Origin of the sequence: Citrobacter sp. CK195 (genome assembly GCF_030333365.1) — a bacterium.
GTDB classification, from domain to species: domain Bacteria; phylum Pseudomonadota; class Gammaproteobacteria; order Enterobacterales; family Enterobacteriaceae; genus Citrobacter_B; species Citrobacter_B koseri.
Genome location: NZ_JAOWGB010000022.1, coordinates 92,530 through 111,177 on the forward strand (window position 1 = coordinate 92,530; position 18,648 = coordinate 111,177).

Sequence of the window (18,648 nt, forward strand, 5' to 3'; positions counted from 1 at the left end):
AAGCATAGCGCCACCGGGCTTTTTTTAGCCGTCGATCCCTTTACTACGCAGATAATCTTCGTAGTTGCCGCTGAAGTCCACCACGCGCTGCGGCGTAATTTCCAGCACGCGCGTCGCCAGCGAGCTAACAAACTCACGGTCGTGAGAAACGAAAATCAGGGTGCCCTGATACATCTCCAGCGCCATGTTCAGCGATTCGATCGATTCCATATCCAGGTGGTTGGTCGGTTCGTCCATCACCAGGATATTCGGTTTCTGCATCATCAGCTTACCGAACAACATACGCCCTTTTTCACCACCGGAGAGCACCTTCGCCGGTTTTCTGATATCGTCCTGGCTGAACAACAGACGGCCAAGAATGCTGCGTACCGCCTGCTCGTCATCGCCTTCCTGCTTCCACTGACTCATCCATTCAAACACCGTCAGGTCATTTTCGAACTCATATTCGTGATCCTGCGCGTAATACCCAATGCGCGCGTTCTCTGACCATTTCACGGTGCCGTTATCCGGCGCCAGATCGCCCACCAGCGTTTTCAGCAACGTGGATTTACCCACGCCGTTAGTCCCGAGTACCGCAAGCTTTTCGCCCACTTCCAGCAGCAGATTGACGCCCTTGAACAGCGGGCCGTTATCAAAGCCTTTCGCGAGCGCTTCCACTTCCAGCGCGTTACGGAACAGCTTCTTATCCTGTTCAAAACGGATGAACGGGTTCTGACGGCTGGAAGCCTTCACCTCATCAAGCTTAATTTTATCAATCTGACGGGCACGAGACGTTGCCTGGCGAGACTTAGACGCGTTAGCGCTAAAGCGGCTGACGAAAGATTGCAGGTCTGCAATCTGCGCCTTTTTCTTGGCGTTATCGGCCAGCAGGCGTTCACGCGCCTGGGTGGCGGCAGTCATATACTCGTCGTAGTTACCCGGGTAAATGCGCAGTTCGCCGTAATCCAGATCCGCCATATGCGTACACACCATATTCAGGAAGTGACGGTCGTGCGAAATGATGATCATGGTGCTGTCACGTTCGTTCAGTACCTGCTCCAGCCAACGGATCGTGTCGATGTCGAGGTTGTTGGTCGGTTCATCAAGCAGCAGGATATCGGGGTCGGAAAACAGCGCCTGCGCCAGCAGGACACGCAGCTTCCAGCCTGGCGCGACTTCGCTCATCGGGCCGTAGTGCTGCTCAACCGGAATACCCACGCCCAGCAGCAGTTCGCCCGCGCGCGCTTCGGCAGAGTAACCATCCATTTCGCCGTATTTCACTTCCAGATCGGCCACTTTATAGCCATCTTCTTCGCTCATTTCCGGCAGCGCGTAGATGCGGTCGCGTTCCTGTTTCACTTCCCACAGCTCAACATGCCCCATGATCACTGTGTCGAGTACGCTGAACTCTTCGAAGGCAAACTGATCCTGGCGCAGCTTACCGATACGCTCGTTCGGATCGAGAGAGACGTTGCCCAGCGTCGGTTCGAGATCGCCGCCGAGGATTTTCATAAAGGTGGATTTACCGCTACCGTTGGCGCCAATCAGGCCGTAACGGTTGCCGCCGCCAAATTTGACGGAAATATTTTCAAACAGCGGCTTGCTGCCGAACTGCATGGTGACGTTGCTGGAAACTAACACTGGCGTATCCTGAAAAATATGTGACAAACCGCTTATTATGCCACAAGTCTTAAATAAGATCGCGCCTCACGGTAAGCCGCTAAAATTGTCCTCACGGGAAAAAAATGTGATTTCGTACACATCTGAATTCCCACTTAACGGGAATGCACATATAATGCGCTCCCAACATGACAGAATTCTCAACCCAATAGCCTGCCAGGCACTGAATCTCGCATAACATGAATATGAAATTAACAACGTTTTTCGCGGCGGCCCTCGCTGTAGTTGGCTTTTGCAGCACCGCCTCAGCGGTGACTTATCCTTTACCGACCGATGGCAGTCGCGTCGTTGGTCAAAACCAGGTGATCACTATCCCGGAAGGCAATACCCAACCGCTGGAGTATTTTGCGGCTGAATACCAGATGGGGCTGTCTAACATGCTGGAAGCGAACCCGGGTGTTGATACCTTCCTGCCAAAAGGCGGTACGGTGCTGAACATTCCTCAGCAGCTGATCCTGCCGGACACCGTGCATGAAGGCATTGTCATTAACAGTGCGGAAATGCGCCTGTACTACTACCCGAAAGGCACCAACACGGTGATCGTCCTGCCGATTGGTATCGGTCAGTTAGGGAAAGACACGCCAATCAACTGGACAACGAAAGTTGAGCGTAAGAAAGCAGGCCCGACCTGGACGCCGACGGCGAAAATGCATGCCGAATACCGCGCGGCGGGCGAACCGCTGCCTGCCGTCGTGCCGGCTGGCCCGGATAACCCGATGGGTCTGTACGCGCTGTACATTGGTCGTCTGTATGCGATTCATGGCACCAACGCCAACTTCGGTATCGGCCTGCGCGTCAGCCACGGCTGCGTCCGTCTGCGTAACGACGACATCAAGTTCCTGTTCGAAAATGTGCCGGTCGGCACCCGCGTACAGTTTATCGACGAGCCGGTGAAAGCGACCACTGAGCCAGATGGCAGCCGTTACATTGAAGTCCATAACCCTCTGTCTACCACGGAAGCGCAGTTCGAAGGCGGCGAGATCGTACCGATTAACCTGAACAAAAGCGTTCAGAGCGTCACCAGCCAGCCTGATGTCGATCAGTCTGTGGTTGAGCAGGCCGTTCAGAACCGCTCCGGTATGCCGGTTCGTCTGAACTGATCAAAGCAATGTGCCGGGTGGCGACTCTCGCCTTACCCGGCCTACCGCGTCGGCCCGATAAGCGTAGCGCCATCGGGCCATCACTTCAGCAACAACAATCCATATCCCACCAGCGCCGCCCAGAGCAGCATCGGCAACGAATACCAATGAAACCGCCACCAGATACGCCGATCATTTGCCATCCGCAATGCAATCAGATTCGCCAGCGATCCCGGTAGCAAACCAAAACCACCGATATTGACCGCCCAGGCCAGCAACGCGGTCGGCGGAACATAGTTGAGCAATAAAATCGTGGCGGGCACATTGCTGATAAACTGCGACAGACCGAGCGCAGTCAGCCAAAGCCCCGACGCAGAGAGCGTTTCAACATGGCGCAGTACGCCCTGCAACACCGGTAGCTGTATCAATAAATGCACGTCGATAAACATCACTATAAACACCAGCAGCAACGTCCAGTCGACGCTCAATACCACGCGGCGCGCCAGGACGATGAACCCTGCCGCCACAATCGCCAGCCCCCAGAGTTCCTGCTTCAGTTCAAGCGCGGTCAGAAACACGATATACAACCCAGAGCAGCTCCACACCAGGCGCGGTTGCCACTCAGGGGCGCGCGTACCGGTATGGTATTGCAACGCTTTCCCCGGAAAACAAAGGCCGCACAGCACCAACAGCGTCAGCATCATCACGGCGGCAAGCGGCGCCATCTGCCAGACAAAAGCCGCAAATGAAAGACCAGAACGCCCCCACAACAAAATATTTTGCGGATTGCCAATCGGCGTGAGCAGCGAACCGGCGTTGACCGCCAGCGCCTCAAAGATAATCAGCCGGTTTACCGGAATCGCACACAGTCTTTTCAGGGTAATGGTCAGCGGAACGACGATAAACAGCGCCACATCGTTGGTCAGGAACGTTGACAGCACCGCCGCCGCCAGCACCATAAACATTGCCAGACGGCGTTCCGTTTTAAAACGACGAACCATTCTGCGGCCCAGCACATCAAAATATCCGCTCAGCTCAACGCCTTTGGTCAGCAGCATCAAACCGCTCAGCGTAATAATGGTGTGCCAGTCAATTGCACCCGGCCAGGTGCGGGGGGTAAACGGGACGAACAGACTGAGTCCGGCCCCGACAAGGAGTAATAACAGCAGGAAACGATCGCGTCTTAATGCCCGCAGAAAAGGAAAACTCATTCAGAAGGCGTTCCGTGCTTTTGCGTAAACAGGCGGAAAGCCTCAAGCGTTTCCTGGCTTACATGGTGCTCCATCCCTTCCGCATCGCGGCGTGCGATTTCCGGGCTGACACCCAGCACCAGTAAAAAGTTTTCCACGATCTGGTGGCGTTCACGGCTTTCCTGCGCCAGCTTCTCGCCTTCTGCGGTCAGGAATACCCCGCGCCAGGGGATCATTTCGATAAGCCCTACCGACGCCAGACGCTTGAGCATCTTGGCGACTGTCGGCTGGGAAACGCCAAGTCGCGCCGCCATATCAACCTGACGCGCTTCACCGACCTCGATAATTAAATCGGAAATCAGCTCAACGTAGTCATCAATCAGTTCACGGCGATGCGCTTCCCTGACCTGGCGGAACCCTTCGACGTGTTCTTCGACATTCACTAATTGCGTCACTTTTTTTGTTGTTGGCGTACCTGCGCGACGACTCATTCTGCTTCCTCGTTACTGTGACGCGTTAATTGCATCTGGCTGGAGTGGGTCCATTGTAAACCAGAGTTGCACAGGCTCAAAAATTTAACGTTTTAGCAATAGCTATATAATATAGCCTGTGCTATATCTGTATGTAATGCAGGCATCCCTCACGGATTGATGGGATCGTAAAGTCAGGAGGTTTCTATGAACGAATTTAAGAGGTGTATGCGCGTGTTTAGCCACTCTCCCTTTAAAGTACGGTTAATGCTGCTGTCCATGCTGTGTGACATGATCAACGGCAAACCCGAGCAGGATCAGCCCTCGTCAAAATAACGCGGCGTCGCGGTACGCCGCTCCATTTTGACGCCATCTTCGCGGCCATCAAGGCGCGCTCGCGCTGTGTTTTATCTCAATACCCTTTCTTTTTGTCGGTTTTGCTGCCCCCTTCGCAAAACATTTTCCTTGTAGTAGTTGACCTTCTTATACACACGCTCTATCGTTGCGCAGCCCTGCATATATTGCGGCTCGCAGATGCGGACCCCATCCCCTCTTCACGCACTTTCCGGCAGGTATTGACCCTTAACGCCAGGGTGAGCACATGGCGTTTTTGCAATAGTGGCATATGAATTTAACCCTCAAAGACTCGCTTATTGCCCGCAGCAGGGCCATTAGCCCGTGGACTGGCTTCTACTTTTTACAGTCGCTGCTGATTAACCTCGCGTCGGGCTACCCGTTTAGCCTGTTCTATACAGCGGCCTTTACCTGCCTATTGCTGTTGCTCTGGCGCACCTCGCCGCGCGCGCAAAAGGTGTTGATCGGGCTATGCTCGCTGATCGCCGCCATGTATTTCCCGTTCGGCCAGGCCTACGGCTCGCCAAACTTTAATACGCTGCTGGCGCTGCATTCGACCAACGTGGAAGAGTCCACCGAAATCCTGACCATCTTCCCGTGGTACAACTATCTGGTAGGCCTCTTTATCTTTGCACTGGGCGTGATTGCCGTTCGCCGTAAGCAAGAGACGGAGAAAAAAGCCTGGCGCGTTGTGGACAGCGTGTGTCTGCTGTTCAGCCTCATCGCCTTTTTTGTCGCGCCGGTGCAAAACCTGGCGTGGGGCGGCGTGTTTAAATTAAAAGACACCGGCTACCCGGTTTTTCGCTTCGTGAAGGATGTCATCGTTAACAACAATGAGGTGATTGAGGAGCAAGAGCGGATGGCGAAGCTGTCCGGGATGAAGGATACCTGGACGGTCACTGCGGTTAAGCCCCGATACCATACCTACGTGGTGGTGATCGGTGAAAGCGCTCGGCGTGACGCAATGGGCGCATTCGGCGGTCACTGGGATAACACCCCGTTCGCCAGTACCGCCAACGGTTATTTTTTCATGGATTACGTTGCCGCCAGCGGCTCAACGCAAAAATCGCTCGGTTTAACGCTCAACCGCGTGGTCGACAACAAGCCGCAATTCCAGGATAACTTTGTGACGCTGGCCAACCGTGCCGGTTTCCAGACCTGGTGGTTCTCGAATCAGGGGCAAATCGGCGAATACGATACGGCTATCGCCAGCATCGCGAAACGTGCCGATGAAGCGCACTTCCTGAAAAGCGGAGACTTCGAAGCCGACAAGAATACGCGTGACGATGCGCTGTTAAAAATGACCGCTCAGGTACTGGAGACAGAACGCACGCAGCCGCAGTTAATCGTGCTGCACCTGATGGGATCGCACCCGCAGGCCTGCGATCGCACGCAGGGAAAATACGACGTTTTCGTGCAGTCGAAAGAGACCTCTTGCTACCTGTACACCATGACCCAAACGGACGCGCTGCTGGGAAAACTGTACGCGCAGTTGCGTAACAGCGGCGACAGCTTCTCTATGGTCTACTTCTCGGATCATGGCCTCGCATTTAAAGAGCGCGGGAAAGAGGTGCAGTATCTGGCGCATGACGACAGGTATCAGCAGAATTTTCAGGTGCCGTTTATGGTGCTTTCCAGCGATGACAAAGCGCATCACGTGATTAAAGCGCGCCGCTCGGCAAATGATTTCTTAGGCTTTTTCTCGCAATGGACGGGGATCAGCGCGAAGGAGATTAAAACCAAATACCGTTTTATCTCTGAGCAGAAAGCCGGGCCGGTCTTCATCACCAACTTCAAGTTGCAGAAGGTGGATTACAACCATCTGGGTACGGATATTTTTAGTACCAAACAGCGCTAACCTGTAGGCCGGATAATGTTGTAGGCCTGATAAGACGCCTCAGCGTCGCCATCAGGCATTGCCGGATGGCGGCATAAATACCTTATCCGGCCTACACATCAGACAAAAAAAATCCGCCCCGAGGGGCGGATTTTTCATATCACCGAAGTGATTAGAAGCGGTAACCAACACCGGCGATCCAGGTGCCGACGTCCACGTTACGGATACGGCTCTGCTCATAAGAGAAGTCCAGCGCAACGTTTTCGATCGGGTTGAACTGCAAACCGGCACCGTAGGAGAAACCGTAGTCGCTGGTGTCGTGTTTGTCAGCCGGGGTGGCAGCAGTCTGGAATTTACCGTAACCCACACCAACAACACCGTAGATGCTTGCCCAGTCGTTCAGACGGTAAGCAGGACCGGCGGTGAGGCCGTAGTACTGAGTTTTGTTGTAATCGCCAGCACCGTTAGTACGATCTTTTTCTGTGTAGGTGAAGGAACCGATTACGCCCAGCGGGTTGTTGTCCTGCTCGTAGCGATACTTCAGGTTAAAACCGTTCATTTTGTTCGCTGCGCCCTGAGCATCGCTCTGAGCGTAACCACCCGTAACGGTAGAAGTAGCAGCTACAGCAGTACCTGCGGAAATAGCCAGAACAGCGGCCAGTGCTGAAAGACATGCAATTTTTTTCATAACCACCTCAAATGTGCTTCAAGTAAATCCTAAGTTATAAATATATCAAAAATTGATGAGAAACTCTTTGCGATTCGCGATGTCTAACGGGTCTTTTCGTGTAACAGAACATTTCCATAACCCGCTATCTCTTTCAAATAACATCACTTTTCCGGTGAAGCGCACCATTATTACGCGCACAATATGGTACATTCATCCAGATAATTCCTAATTACGCAGTTTATTAATCCATCAATTCATCGATATTTTACGGATTCTCCGGGATTTTTTTTCAACGAATACTCAACCGTCAGAGGTTATTTCTATTACACTGCCTTTTTTACTTCTATTGACATTAATTGACAGGAGAAAGGATGCCGGGGTCGTCACGTAAGCCAGTCTGGCTGCCTATTTTGGTTTTGCTCATTGCGATGTCCTCTATTCAGAGCGGAGCCTCGCTGGCGAAATCGCTGTTCCCTCTCGTCGGGGCGCCAGGCGTTACCGCACTGCGTCTGGCATTAGGCACGCTAATCCTGATTGCGTTCTTTAAGCCCTGGCGTCTGCGCTTTGCCAGAGAACAGCGGCTGCCGCTCCTGTTTTACGGTCTGTCGCTTGGCGGGATGAACTACCTGTTTTACCTGTCGATTCAGACGGTGCCGCTCGGCATCGCCGTTGCGCTGGAGTTCACCGGGCCGCTGGCGGTCGCGCTGTTCTCGTCCAGACGGCCTGTCGATTTCATCTGGGTTGTGCTGGCCGTGCTTGGACTCTGGTTCCTGTTGCCGCTTGGTCAGGGCGTATCGCATGTTGATTTAACGGGTGCCGCGCTGGCGCTCGGCGCAGGCGCCTGCTGGGCTATCTATATTCTGACCGGGCAGCGGGCGGGTGAAGAACACGGCCCCGCGACCGTGGCGGTAGGCTCGCTCATTGCGGCGATCGTTTTCGTTCCGGTTGGCGCGCTACAGGCGGGAGAAGCATTATGGCACTGGTCGATTCTCCCGCTGGGTCTGGCTGTCGCCGTGCTGTCAACGGCGCTGCCCTACTCGCTGGAAATGATCGCGCTGACGCGACTGCCCACGCGAACGTTTGGGACGCTGATGAGCATGGAGCCCGCGCTGGCTGCCGTTTCGGGGATGATTTTCCTGGGAGAAACGCTGACGCTGGTACAGCTTCTGGCCCTGGCCGCCATCATTGCCGCCTCGATGGGGTCCACGCTCACCATCCGGCGAGAAACGAAAATTCAGCAAGTCGACATTAATTAACGTTACAATTCTGCATGATTTGCATAATCATGCAGAATATTGCTTTTATCCTTCTCATTATTATTATCTCCGCTATTTTTCTGCTGCCTGCAAACCTATTTATGTTTATCGCTCATAGTGAATGAGAATTATTAACATGCTGACGCTTAATTTAATAACATATTGATTTTTAATAATTTTCAATATTAAACACTTTCTGCACTATTAAAGTGATAGGCACAGACAGAAAAGCAAAATGAAAAACCGGTGCTATACTTAGTTTCGTTAATTACCTGGGACACAAAACATCAAGAGGATATGAGATTATGAGTACCGCTAAACTGGTAAAAACGAAAGCGTCTAATCTGCTTTATACCCGCAACGATGTATCAGACAGCGATAAGAAAGCGACGGTTGAGTTGCTGAATCGTCAGGTGATCCAGTTCATTGACCTGTCACTGATCACTAAGCAGGCTCACTGGAATATGCGCGGTGCTAACTTTATTGCCGTACATGAGATGCTGGATGGCTTCCGTACAGCGCTGACCGACCACCTTGATACCATGGCAGAACGTGCCGTACAGCTGGGTGGCGTGGCATTAGGGACAACGCAAGTGATTAACAGCAAAACACCGCTGAAAAGCTATCCGCTGGATATCCATAGCGTTCAGGATCACCTGAAAGAGCTGGCGGATCGTTACTCTGTTGTCGCCAATGACGTCCGTAAAGCCATCAGCGAAGCCAAAGACGAAGACACTGCTGATATCTTTACCGCTGCTTCCCGCGACCTCGATAAATTCCTGTGGTTCATCGAAGCCAACATCGAATAAGCAGCATGATAAGTAAGACCTATGAACCCTCGCTTCGGCGGGGGTTTTGCACTTTTATAGTGCATCAAATTTCTTCCGCCCTGCCGTAAAGTAAAATATTTGTAATAATCACCTCACACAATCGTTAACGAGAGATTGTTTTAGCAACAATTTTTGCGCTAAATAGTCATACCGTTTGCACCCGATTCGGTCTGCACTAAATCAGTGCCCCAAAACGGTGCAATCCGTCAGTTTTGCCACGCTTATTGTGCATTAAAATGAAACGCCTTCTTTTTAAAACAATGAGTTGCATAATTGGCACGATTCTTTCATTACGCCATATGTTCTCGCAGGGGATCGCCCCGTGGATATAAAAGGAAATGCTATGAAGTCTGTATTAAAAGTTTCACTGGCTGCACTTACCCTGGCTTTTGCGGTGTCTTCTCACGCCGCGGATAAGAAACTCGTCGTGGCAACCGACACGGCGTTCGTTCCGTTTGAATTCAAACAGGGCGACAAATACGTTGGCTTTGATGTGGATCTGTGGGCCGCTGTCGCGAAAGAGCTGAATCTGGACTACACCCTGAAACCGATGGATTTCAGCGGCATCATCCCGGCGTTGCAAACCAAAAACGTCGACCTGGCGCTGGCAGGCATCACGATCACCGACGAACGTAAAAAAGCGATCGACTTCTCTGACGGCTATTACAAAAGCGGTCTGTTGGTCATGGTGAAAGCCAATAACAACGATGTGAAAAGCGTGAAAGACCTCGACGGCAAAGTGGTTGCGGTGAAGAGCGGCACCGGTTCTGTCGATTACGCGAAAGCGAACATCAAAACCAAAGATCTGCGTCAGTTCCCGAACATCGATAACGCCTACATGGAACTGGGCACCAACCGCGCGGACGCCGTTCTGCACGATACGCCAAACATCCTCTATTTCATCAAAACCGCGGGCAATGGTCAGTTCAAAGCGGTAGGTGAGTCTCTGGAAGCGCAGCAATACGGCATCGCCTTCCCGAAAGGCAGCGACGAACTGCGTGAGAAAGTGAACGGCGCGCTGAAAACGCTGCGTGAAAACGGCACCTATAACGAAATCTACAAAAAATGGTTCGGTACTGAACCTAAATAATAACGCTGTATTTTAGCTCGTTACGCCCGGTGGCGCTTACGCTTACCGGGCGTACAGGCCTTTGAGTATTTTCACCACGGTAACAGGAACAATTTATGGAGTTTGACTGGAGTGCCATCTGGCCCGCCATCCCGCTGTTGATTGAAGGCGCCAAAATGACCCTGTGGATTTCAATCCTTGGTCTGGCTGGCGGCCTGGTCATCGGGCTGCTTGCGGGTTTTGCGCGCACCTTTGGTGGTTGGATCGCCAACCACATTGCGCTGGTCTTTATCGAAGTGATTCGCGGTACGCCTATCGTTGTGCAGGTGATGTTTATCTACTTCGCGCTACCGATGGCGTTTAACGATCTGCGAATTGATCCCTTCAGCGCCGCCGTTGTCACCATCATGATTAACTCGGGCGCGTACATTGCAGAAATCACGCGCGGTGCGGTGCTGTCTATCCACAAAGGTTTTCGCGAAGCGGGCCTGGCGTTAGGGCTGTCTCGCGGCGAAACCATTCGCCACGTTATTTTACCGCTCGCGCTGCGCCGTATGCTGCCACCGCTCGGTAATCAGTGGATTATCAGCATCAAAGATACCTCGCTGTTTATTGTTATCGGCGTCGCTGAACTGACTCGTCAGGGGCAGGAAATCATCGCCGGTAACTTCCGCGCGCTGGAAATCTGGAGTGCCGTTGCGGTGTTCTATCTGATCATTACGCTGGTGCTGAGCTTCATTCTGCGTCGTCTGGAAAGAAGGATGAAAATCCTGTGATTGAATTTAAAAACGTCTCCAAGCATTTTGGGCCAACCCAGGTGCTGCACAATATTGATCTGAACATCAAACAGGGTGAAGTGGTGGTCATCATCGGGCCATCCGGCTCCGGGAAGTCCACTCTGCTGCGCTGCATCAACAAACTGGAAGAGATCACGTCCGGCGAGTTGATTGTTGATGGTCTGAAAGTGAACGATCCGAAGGTGGATGAGCGGTTAATCCGTCAGGAAGCCGGCATGGTGTTCCAGCAGTTCTATCTCTTCCCGCATCTGACGGCGCTGGAAAACGTCATGTTCGGGCCGCTGCGCGTGCGCGGCGCGAAGAAAGAAGATGCCGAAAAGCAGGCCAAAGAGTTATTAGCGAAAGTCGGGCTGGCAGAGCGCGCGCATCACTACCCTTCCGAACTTTCCGGCGGTCAGCAGCAGCGTGTGGCGATTGCCCGCGCGCTGGCGGTGAAGCCGAAAATGATGCTGTTTGATGAACCGACCTCCGCGCTGGACCCGGAACTGCGTCACGAAGTGCTGAAAGTCATGCAGGATCTGGCGGAAGAAGGGATGACAATGGTCATTGTGACCCACGAAATCGGCTTTGCCGAGAAAGTGGCCTCCCGTCTGATCTTCATCGACAAAGGGCGCATTGCGGAAGACGGTAATCCGCAAACCCTGATTGAAAATCCGCCCAGCCAGCGTTTGCAGGAGTTCTTGCAGCACGTTTCCTGAGGCATGCCCCTCCCTTCCGCCCGGAAGGGAGGATTTCCCCGGAATCCTCCCATTTCAAATCCCTCCCCTTTAAGCATCTATACTTATCTTTTTGCTTATATTTCTCACAGGAGGAGTCATGCGGCGGATCCTGTTCATCCTCTTTTTACTGCTGGGCGCCCCCGCGCATGCGGTCGCGATCCCCGGCGTCACAACGGACGCCTCAGGCAGTCAGGAGGCCGCGCCTGCGGCTGAACCCGATGTCGAACAAAAGAAAGCCGCCTACGCGGCGCTGGCGGATGTGCTGGAAAACGAGACCTCTCGCAAGGAGCTCATCGACCAGCTACGGAAAGTCGCCGCCACGCCGCCGCCAGAGCCCGTCCCCACGATAACGCCGCCCACGGTTACGGAAGAAAAAACGGTACTGGAGAATGTAACCGACATCAGCCGGCGTTACGGAGAAGCCCTCTCCGGGCGCTTTGCCCAGCTTTATCGTAACATCACCGACTCGCCGCATAAGCCGTTTAACACGCAGACATTTACCAATGCCCTGACCCACTTCCTGATGCTGGCAGCTTCGGTATTTGTCTTTTACTGGCTGATACGGCTTTGCGCGCTGCCGCTGTATCGCAAAATGGGTCAGTGGGCGCGCAAAAAAAATCGCGACCGCAGCAACTGGCTACAGCTTCCCGCAATGATTATCGGCGCATTTATCATCGATCTGCTCCTGCTGGCGCTGACCCTGTTTGTCGGGCAGATACTGAGCGACAGAATGAACGCCGGCAGCCGAACCATCGCCTTTCAACAAAGTCTGTTCCTGAACGCCTTTGCCCTGATTGAGTTTTTCAAAGCCATTCTGCGCCTGATCTTTTGCCCTAACGTAGCGGAGTTGCGTCCGTTCACGATTCAGGACGCCAGCGCACGCTACTGGAATCGCCGTCTGAGTTCGCTCAGTAGCCTGATAGGCTATGGTCTGATCGTCGCCGTGCCAATTATCTCCAACCAGGTCAACGTCCAGGTCGGCGCGATGGCGAACGTCATCATCATGTTGTGCATTACGCTGTGGGCGCTGTATCTGATCTTCAAAAACAAAAAAGAGATCACCCAGCATCTGCTGAATCTCGCGGAACGGTCGCTGGCCTTTTTCAGTCTGTTTATTCGCGCCTTCGCGCTGGTGTGGCACTGGCTGGCCAGCGCCTATTTTATCGTGCTGTTTTTCTTCTCATTGTTCGACCCGGGCAACAGCCTGAAGTTTATGATGGGCGCGACGGTACGCAGCCTGCTCATTATCGGTGTCGCCGCGTTTGTTTCCGGCATGTTCTCACGCTGGATAGCCAAAACCATTACACTGTCGCCCCCTACGCAGCGCAACTATCCTGAGCTGCAAAAACGGCTGAACGGCTGGCTGTCAACCGCCCTGAAAGCCGCGCGAATCCTGACGGTTTGCGTGGCGATCATGCTGTTGCTCAACGCCTGGGGGTTATTCGACTTCTGGAACTGGCTGCACAACGGCGCGGGAGAAAAAACCGTCGATATTCTGATCCGCATTGCGCTGATCCTCTTTTTCTCTGCGGTCGGATGGACCATCCTCGCCAGCCTGATTGAGAACCGCCTGGCATCAGATATTCACGGCCGCCCCTTGCCCAGCGCGCGTACCCGAACCCTGCTTACGCTGTTTCGTAACGCCCTGGCGGTGATCATCAGTACAATCACTATCATGATCGTGCTGTCAGAGATTGGCGTGAACATTGCCCCCTTACTGGCCGGCGCCGGGGCGTTGGGGCTGGCGATTTCGTTCGGTTCGCAAACGCTGGTGAAAGATATTATTACCGGCGTATTCATCCAGTTTGAAAACGGGATGAATACCGGCGATCTGGTGACTATCGGCCCGCTGACCGGTACGGTGGAGCGAATGTCGATTCGCTCGGTAGGCGTGCGTCAGGATACCGGGGCGTACCACATTATTCCGTGGTCTTCGATTACTACCTTCGCGAACTTTGTGCGCGGCATTGGTTCGGTCGTGGCTAACTATGACGTGGATCGCCATGAAGATGCGGATAAAGCCAATCAGGCATTGAAAGACGCGGTGGCTGCGGTGATGGAGACGGAAGATATTCGCGGGTTGATTATCGGAGAACCGTCATTCTCCGGGATCGTCGGGCTGACCAATACCGCTTTTACGCTGCGGGTCTCCTTTACCACCTTGCCCTTAAAACAGTGGACGGTACGCTTCGCGCTCGACAGCCAGGTGAAAAAACATTTCGATCTGGCAGGCGTTCGCGCGCCGGTGCAAACGTATCAGGTACTGCCCGCACCGACGATCGGTCAGGCGCCAGCGACAGACCCCCTGCCGCCGAGCGAACCCACGCTTTAGCGCTTACGCGCCATAAAACGGCGACGCTGATCGTCATCCATAAAGGTCCAGGCAATAAAGCGGCTCTGCTTTTGCCCCTGGGCCATCTCCTTTTTGACCACTTTTACCGCCCCGACGTCCGTCAGCGCGCGGTACAGCGGCGGCAAATTTTCGCCGCGCGACACTAACGTGGTGAACCACATCACCTGGCGGCCAAAGGCCTGGCTTTCCGCGATCATCGTTTTGATAAACGCCACTTCCCCACCTTCGCACCAGAGTTCCTGCTGCTGGCCGCCAAAATTCAGGGCATCGTTTTTATCCTGCCCCAGATTGCGACGTTTGCGCTCGCTTCCCGCACGGGCAGAAGCTGCCGAATCGTGGAACGGCGGATTGCACAGCGTAGCGTCATACTGTTCATTCTTATGAATGATGCCGTTGAAGATTGCCGCAGGATCTTTCTGCCGACGCAGACGAATCGATCGGGTTAATCCTGGGTTGCCGCTGATGATCGTCTGGGCGCTGGCCAGCGCCTGCGCATGGACTTCGCTGCCGGTAAAGCGCCAGCCGTATTCATGCACGCCGATAAGCGGGTAAATGCAGTTCGCTCCTGTCCCCACATCCAGCACGCTCGCATCCGCCGGAATCGCGCCTGTGGTTTCGCCCAGCAGATCCGCCAGATGGTGAATATAATCGGCGCGGCCTGGCACCGGCGGGCACAGAAAGCCTTCGGGAATATCCCAGTTTGCCACCTGATAAAAATACGCCAGCAGCGCTTTATTGAGCGCCTTGACTGCCAGAGGATTCGCGAAATCAACGCTTTGCTCACCCGCAGGCGTACGGGTAAGAAATTGCGCCAGTTCTGGCGTGACCTGGCATAACGTCGCGAGATCGTAACGATGATGATGGCGATTACGTGGGTGCAATCCCGGTTTCTGGGCAGACATGGCATTCTCCTTTTAGCAGCGGCGTAAGATACTCGCATAACGCAACGCGGTAAACAAACCTGACGGAGAAAGCCCGCTTATACCGCAAACGAACACGGGTCGCTCCGCAGGCTTAGCGACAAAATCCTGGAAAATCAATAATCTGTATGTCATTGATTTGTCAATATTCGTCAAAAAATATCGTTCAAAAAACAAGCACATCATAATCAATTTTTTGCGTTAATTTTGCGTCATCAACGTCCTAAACTTATGAGGCACCACCTGTTGTTTCTAAGAGGATGCCGTTATGAAAAAATGCCTCACCGTACTGGCTGCTGCTCTGCTCACTGGCATGAGTTTTAGTGCATTCGCCGCGCAGCCGCTTAGCAGCTCAGAAGCAGGCCAGCTCAGACCCGCCGGGACCGTCTCGGCGACGGGCGCGACGACGCTGAGCGAACTTGAAAATAAACTGGCAGAAAAAGCGCGTGAACAAGGCGCCAAAGGTTTTGTCGTCAATTCTGCTGGTGGCGATAACCAAATGTATGGCACTGCCACTATCTACAAATAACCCCCTACCAGGTAACTGCATTCCCACCGAATGCAGTTTTCCTTAGCATGGAAAACGTCCCCCCGTCTCTTTCATTCGCTGACGTTTTTCGCTGACTGATATACCGGCCTGCTTCTGCGCTATTGACTGTACGATTTTTGACCCCATATTCACTACACTTACCGTGTGGAATAAAGGGGAGGAACAGGTATATGGCATCCGGGTGGGCGAACGACGACGCCGTTAATGAACAAATCAACAATACTATTGAAGATGCTGTCGCCCGCGTTCGCGGCGAAATTCCTCAAGGCGAAAGCCTGTATGAGTGTGAAGAGTGCGGCGATCCTATCCCGGAAGCGCGGCGTAAAGCCGTTCCGGGAGTAAGGCTATGCATTGCCTGCCAGCAGGAGAAAGATTTACATAACGCAACATTCTCAGGATATAATCGCAGGGGATCGAAAGATAGCCAGTTACGCTAACTTTTCTTTACGTAAAACAACAGCGTAAGCATGTTCTTTTACTCTCATGCTTTTTCACCTTCTGCGTGGCAAAATGTGCCGTTACTCTCTCTTCTGTAAAGTGAAACGGCAAGAAGCGTAAATCCATGTTTTGAATTTATTAATAATCAATAAGTTATTTGTCATTCAAATTATTTGATGGATGACGTCAATTCTATTCGATTTTATCTCCCGCAAAAAACCGTGATACTTATCACATCGACGGAACAACGTCTTACTACACAAGAATAACCTGCGAGAGATTAATCATGAAAAATATCAAATATGCTGTTGCTGCTATCGCTCTGTCTACCCTGTCATTTGGCGTTTTCGCTGCCGAGCCGGTAACGGCTTCCCAGGCGCAAAGCATGAATAAAATCGGTGTTGTTTCTGCGGAAGGCGCCACCACTCTGGATGGCCTGGAAGCGAAACTGGCTGAGAAAGCGGCAGCTGCCGGCGCAACCGGTTATAGCATCACTTCCGCAACCAACAACAACAAAATGAGCGGCACCGCTGTTATCTACAAATAATTTCACGTGTTTCTGTTATACCCGTCTGTTTGCCGACAGACACACTGCTCCAACCCTCATTGAACCTGTGTTACCCTTGTTCGCCCGTCCGCCACTGGACGGGCTTTTTTTTGCCTGACGCTTAAAAATGCTGCGCTACCCGCGCAAGCCCTTCCGTTAACGTCGCCGCTTCTCCCGTAGCCACCAGACAGCACGCCATCTGAATTTTCAGGGAAGCCGGTATCGGCTCGCTTCCCGCCAGGCAGCGCTCAATCCAGCGGGCGGTGGTTTCCGGGTCTTTTGCCGCAGGCAGCGGCACCGGCTCGTCGGGCATCTCGCTCTGGCGATCCTGAAGCACCTGCACGCCGGAACGGTCGATCAGGCTGATTTGCGGGCAACGCTGTGGATTGGCATACACCTCCCCTTCCGTGCCGTGCATCAGCAAACCACGCCCGCCGATGTCGGCAAAAAATTTCGCGACGCGCGGAACGTACTCCGGGTGCGAGACGCTGGACAACCGCAAGGCGGCATCTTCCGCAAACGGCGTCGCTAACTTCGCCAGCGTGTGCGCGCTGTTACGCACGCCCAGCCGCCAGCGCATTGCCAGCTGTTTTTCCAGCGGCGGGCACAGCGTACCGACAGGAATAAACACCGGCTCGTGTCCATCCAGCTTCGCCTGAGCCTGACCGGCGTGCAGCGTCGGCGCAATCCCCATCAGTTCGAAAATGGTCTCCGTCAGTACGCGCGTCGGATCTTCGCTTACGCCATGTACCACCACCGGAAAGCCCAGTTTATGCAGCAGAATCGCCAGCAACGGCGTCAGGTTCGCCTGTTTGCGCGCCCCGTTGTAACTGGGGATGACAATCGGCATCGGTTTGGCGACCGGCGGCGTAAGCGTAATCGTGTGGTTCTGCATGGCTTCATAAAAGCCCAGCATCTCCGCTTCGCCTTCCCCTTTAATACGCAACGCGATCAACACGCCGCCCATTTCCAGTTCGGGCACATCGCCATTCAACATATGGGTATACAGGCCGCGCGCGGTATCCTGATCCAGGTCGCGGGCGTGATTTTTACCTCGACCGACCTCTTTGATGATTTTGCGATAATCCATGACATTCTCCACTGCGACATTTTTTTAACAATATAGCCCCTCTGGAGACCCGGCCGTTAGTTTTTTATCTCAGTCATCAATCACCTGTTTTTGTAGTAATTATTAAAACGCAAGCATTAGTTCAAATATTTGTGATTTTTATACACGATTCTAATCCGTAAACAATCTGATTAAATATCCGGCGAAGAGTTATTGAGGGTCCACGGTGAAAACGTCCAGGCTGGTTTTCACCACTTATACACCAGGATTTATGATGAACAAGGTTGCTTTAGGTTTATTCATCGCTGCAACAGTAGGATGTTCCGCATCCGCATTTGCGGCAACAAATGGCGAAGGTCAGATTAACTTTACGGGTGAAATCATTGACTCCGCTTGTCAGGTCGTTAATGGGTTAAGTAACCCGCTGAATGTCGAGTTGGGCAGAGTGTCTAAAACCGTATTTTCTGGCGCAGGCTCTACCAGCACACCAACGAAATTCGATATTCAGTTAAAAGACTGCCCGGAAACGGTGACCTCTGCCGCCATTAATTTTGGCGGTACGCCGGATACGGATAACAGCACGACCCTGGCATTAACGCCAGACACGGAGACAGCTACCGGTGTAGCAATTCAGTTGCTCGACTCGTCAGAGCAACCCGTCAGCTTATATACCCCTTCCCGTCAATATCCACTGACGGCAGGAAGCACGGTAAACGATCTGGAATTTGCAGCGCGTTATATTCAGACTCAGGCTGCCGTTACGGCCGGCCCGGCAAATTCCGTATCCACCTTTACCGTTATCTATAACTGATATTATCCATCCGAAGATATTAGCCCTTTC

General features: G+C 53.0%; 19 protein-coding genes. 13 read left to right on the top strand and 6 right to left on the bottom strand.

Features of this window, described 5'->3' with window-relative positions:
• Positions 1-24: 24 nt before the first annotated feature.
• Positions 25-1,620, bottom strand: a complete 1,596-nt coding sequence (locus OGX93_RS05385) for an ABC-F family ATPase (RefSeq protein WP_047457942.1) — start codon at positions 1,618-1,620, stop codon at positions 25-27.
• Positions 1,621-1,838: 218 nt separating this feature from the next.
• Here OGX93_RS05385 and ldtB point away from each other — a divergent pair, with 218 nt between their 5' ends.
• On the top strand, positions 1,839-2,759 hold the full coding sequence (gene ldtB / locus OGX93_RS05390) for a L,D-transpeptidase (RefSeq protein WP_012133148.1): 921 nt from the start codon (positions 1,839-1,841) through the stop codon (positions 2,757-2,759).
• Positions 2,760-2,839: 80 nt separating this feature from the next.
• On the opposite strand, the gene OGX93_RS05395 is transcribed toward ldtB, so the two are convergent.
• Both OGX93_RS05395 and mntR read right to left on the bottom strand, forming a co-directional pair.
• Complete coding sequence (locus OGX93_RS05395) at positions 2,840-3,949, bottom strand: anion transporter (protein WP_153258259.1); 1,110 nt, start codon at positions 3,947-3,949, stop codon at positions 2,840-2,842.
• On the bottom strand, positions 3,946-4,419 hold the full coding sequence (gene mntR, locus OGX93_RS05400) for a manganese-binding transcriptional regulator MntR (protein ID WP_012133150.1): 474 nt from the start codon (positions 4,417-4,419) through the stop codon (positions 3,946-3,948). Before mntR ends, OGX93_RS05395 begins: the two co-directional genes overlap by 4 nt.
• A 186-nt stretch (positions 4,420-4,605) precedes the next feature.
• Between mntR and mntS the strand changes: the two genes are divergently transcribed.
• Together mntS and OGX93_RS05410 are read left to right on the top strand one after the other, a co-directional pair.
• Positions 4,606-4,734, top strand: a complete 129-nt coding sequence (gene mntS, locus OGX93_RS05405; protein ID WP_047457949.1) for a manganase accumulation protein MntS — start codon at positions 4,606-4,608, stop codon at positions 4,732-4,734.
• 289 nt (positions 4,735-5,023) lie between these two features.
• Positions 5,024-6,610, top strand: a complete 1,587-nt coding sequence (locus tag OGX93_RS05410) for a phosphoethanolamine transferase (RefSeq protein ID WP_200075449.1) — start codon at positions 5,024-5,026, stop codon at positions 6,608-6,610.
• Positions 6,611-6,761: 151 nt separating this feature from the next.
• Here OGX93_RS05410 and ompX read toward each other — a convergent pair whose 3' ends face one another.
• Positions 6,762-7,277 (bottom strand): outer membrane protein OmpX, encoded by a 516-nt coding sequence (gene ompX / locus OGX93_RS05415; RefSeq protein ID WP_012133153.1) that lies wholly within the window; start codon positions 7,275-7,277, stop codon positions 6,762-6,764.
• A gap of 353 nt (positions 7,278-7,630) precedes the next feature.
• Here ompX and rhtA point away from each other — a divergent pair, with 353 nt between their 5' ends.
• From rhtA to ybiO, 6 genes are all read left to right on the top strand, one after another.
• Positions 7,631-8,515: a threonine/homoserine exporter RhtA gene (gene rhtA, locus OGX93_RS05420; RefSeq protein WP_012133156.1), complete on the top strand. Its 885-nt coding sequence runs from the start codon at positions 7,631-7,633 to the stop codon at positions 8,513-8,515.
• A 305-nt stretch (positions 8,516-8,820) separates the two neighbouring features.
• Positions 8,821-9,324 carry a DNA starvation/stationary phase protection protein Dps gene (gene dps, locus OGX93_RS05425; protein ID WP_012133159.1) on the top strand — a complete coding sequence of 168 codons (504 nt, stop codon included), beginning with the start codon at positions 8,821-8,823 and terminating at the stop codon, positions 9,322-9,324.
• A gap of 364 nt (positions 9,325-9,688) precedes the next feature.
• Positions 9,689-10,435 carry a glutamine ABC transporter substrate-binding protein GlnH gene (gene glnH / locus OGX93_RS05430; protein ID WP_012133160.1) on the top strand — a complete coding sequence of 249 codons (747 nt, stop codon included), beginning with the start codon at positions 9,689-9,691 and terminating at the stop codon, positions 10,433-10,435.
• A 95-nt stretch (positions 10,436-10,530) separates the two neighbouring features.
• Positions 10,531-11,190, top strand: coding sequence for a glutamine ABC transporter permease GlnP (glnP, locus tag OGX93_RS05435; RefSeq protein ID WP_049011142.1), 660 nt, complete (start codon positions 10,531-10,533; stop codon positions 11,188-11,190).
• On the top strand, positions 11,187-11,909 hold the full coding sequence (gene glnQ / locus OGX93_RS05440; RefSeq protein ID WP_012133163.1) for a glutamine ABC transporter ATP-binding protein GlnQ: 723 nt from the start codon (positions 11,187-11,189) through the stop codon (positions 11,907-11,909). Before glnP ends, glnQ begins: the two co-directional genes overlap by 4 nt.
• Before the next feature lie 118 nt (positions 11,910-12,027).
• The gene (gene ybiO / locus OGX93_RS05445; protein ID WP_130028179.1) at positions 12,028-14,262 is read left to right on the top strand and encodes a mechanosensitive channel protein; all 2,235 of its coding nucleotides are present in this window, start codon (positions 12,028-12,030) and stop codon (positions 14,260-14,262) included.
• Here the strand turns inward: ybiO and rlmF are convergent.
• Positions 14,259-15,185, bottom strand: coding sequence for a 23S rRNA (adenine(1618)-N(6))-methyltransferase RlmF (gene rlmF / locus OGX93_RS05450; RefSeq protein ID WP_115181809.1), 927 nt, complete (start codon positions 15,183-15,185; stop codon positions 14,259-14,261). The two genes, ybiO and rlmF, sit on opposite strands and share 4 nt — an antisense overlap.
• 286 nt (positions 15,186-15,471) lie before the next feature.
• Here rlmF and mcbA point away from each other — a divergent pair, with 286 nt between their 5' ends.
• The 3 genes from mcbA (at position 15,472) to ybiJ (ending at position 16,738) form a co-directional block, all read left to right on the top strand.
• The gene (gene mcbA, locus OGX93_RS05455) at positions 15,472-15,732 is read left to right on the top strand and encodes a DUF1471 family periplasmic protein McbA (protein ID WP_012133167.1); all 261 of its coding nucleotides are present in this window, start codon (positions 15,472-15,474) and stop codon (positions 15,730-15,732) included.
• Between the two features lie 191 nt (positions 15,733-15,923).
• Entirely contained in the window at positions 15,924-16,190 is a 267-nt protein-coding gene (locus OGX93_RS05460) for a DksA/TraR family C4-type zinc finger protein (RefSeq protein WP_012133169.1), read from the top strand.
• 287 nt (positions 16,191-16,477) lie between these two features.
• Complete coding sequence (gene ybiJ, locus OGX93_RS05465) at positions 16,478-16,738, top strand: DUF1471 family protein YbiJ (RefSeq protein ID WP_012133170.1); 261 nt, start codon at positions 16,478-16,480, stop codon at positions 16,736-16,738.
• Between the two features lie 121 nt (positions 16,739-16,859).
• On the opposite strand, the gene ybiB is transcribed toward ybiJ, so the two are convergent.
• Positions 16,860-17,828, bottom strand: a complete 969-nt coding sequence (gene ybiB, locus OGX93_RS05470) for a DNA-binding protein YbiB (RefSeq protein WP_012133171.1) — start codon at positions 17,826-17,828, stop codon at positions 16,860-16,862.
• Positions 17,829-18,081: 253 nt separating this feature from the next.
• Between ybiB and OGX93_RS05475 the strand changes: the two genes are divergently transcribed.
• Positions 18,082-18,618, top strand: coding sequence for a fimbrial protein (locus OGX93_RS05475; RefSeq protein WP_047457960.1), 537 nt, complete (start codon positions 18,082-18,084; stop codon positions 18,616-18,618).
• The last annotated feature ends 30 nt before the right edge of the window (positions 18,619-18,648 follow it).

What these genes read in the sequence shown, in the direction of transcription:
- ldtB (WP_012133148.1), top strand. Translation starts at nt 1,839, where the DNA reads ATGAATATGAAATTAACAACGTTTTTCGCGGCGGCCCTCGCTGTAGTT.
- OGX93_RS05395 (WP_153258259.1), bottom strand. Translation starts at nt 3,949, where the DNA reads ATGAGTTTTCCTTTTCTGCGGGCATTAAGACGCGATCGTTTCCTGCTG.
- mntR (WP_012133150.1), bottom strand. Translation starts at nt 4,419, where the DNA reads ATGAGTCGTCGCGCAGGTACGCCAACAACAAAAAAAGTGACGCAATTA.
- mntS (WP_047457949.1), top strand. Translation starts at nt 4,606, where the DNA reads ATGAACGAATTTAAGAGGTGTATGCGCGTGTTTAGCCACTCTCCCTTT.
- OGX93_RS05410 (WP_200075449.1), top strand. Translation starts at nt 5,024, where the DNA reads ATGAATTTAACCCTCAAAGACTCGCTTATTGCCCGCAGCAGGGCCATT.
- ompX (WP_012133153.1), bottom strand. Translation starts at nt 7,277, where the DNA reads ATGAAAAAAATTGCATGTCTTTCAGCACTGGCCGCTGTTCTGGCTATT.
- rhtA (WP_012133156.1), top strand. Translation starts at nt 7,631, where the DNA reads ATGCCGGGGTCGTCACGTAAGCCAGTCTGGCTGCCTATTTTGGTTTTG.
- dps (WP_012133159.1), top strand. Translation starts at nt 8,821, where the DNA reads ATGAGTACCGCTAAACTGGTAAAAACGAAAGCGTCTAATCTGCTTTAT.
- glnH (WP_012133160.1), top strand. Translation starts at nt 9,689, where the DNA reads ATGAAGTCTGTATTAAAAGTTTCACTGGCTGCACTTACCCTGGCTTTT.
- glnP (WP_049011142.1), top strand. Translation starts at nt 10,531, where the DNA reads ATGGAGTTTGACTGGAGTGCCATCTGGCCCGCCATCCCGCTGTTGATT.
- ybiO (WP_130028179.1), top strand. Translation starts at nt 12,028, where the DNA reads ATGCGGCGGATCCTGTTCATCCTCTTTTTACTGCTGGGCGCCCCCGCG.
- rlmF (WP_115181809.1), bottom strand. Translation starts at nt 15,185, where the DNA reads ATGTCTGCCCAGAAACCGGGATTGCACCCACGTAATCGCCATCATCAT.
- mcbA (WP_012133167.1), top strand. Translation starts at nt 15,472, where the DNA reads ATGAAAAAATGCCTCACCGTACTGGCTGCTGCTCTGCTCACTGGCATG.
- OGX93_RS05460 (WP_012133169.1), top strand. Translation starts at nt 15,924, where the DNA reads ATGGCATCCGGGTGGGCGAACGACGACGCCGTTAATGAACAAATCAAC.
- ybiJ (WP_012133170.1), top strand. Translation starts at nt 16,478, where the DNA reads ATGAAAAATATCAAATATGCTGTTGCTGCTATCGCTCTGTCTACCCTG.
- ybiB (WP_012133171.1), bottom strand. Translation starts at nt 17,828, where the DNA reads ATGGATTATCGCAAAATCATCAAAGAGGTCGGTCGAGGTAAAAATCAC.
- OGX93_RS05475 (WP_047457960.1), top strand. Translation starts at nt 18,082, where the DNA reads ATGAACAAGGTTGCTTTAGGTTTATTCATCGCTGCAACAGTAGGATGT.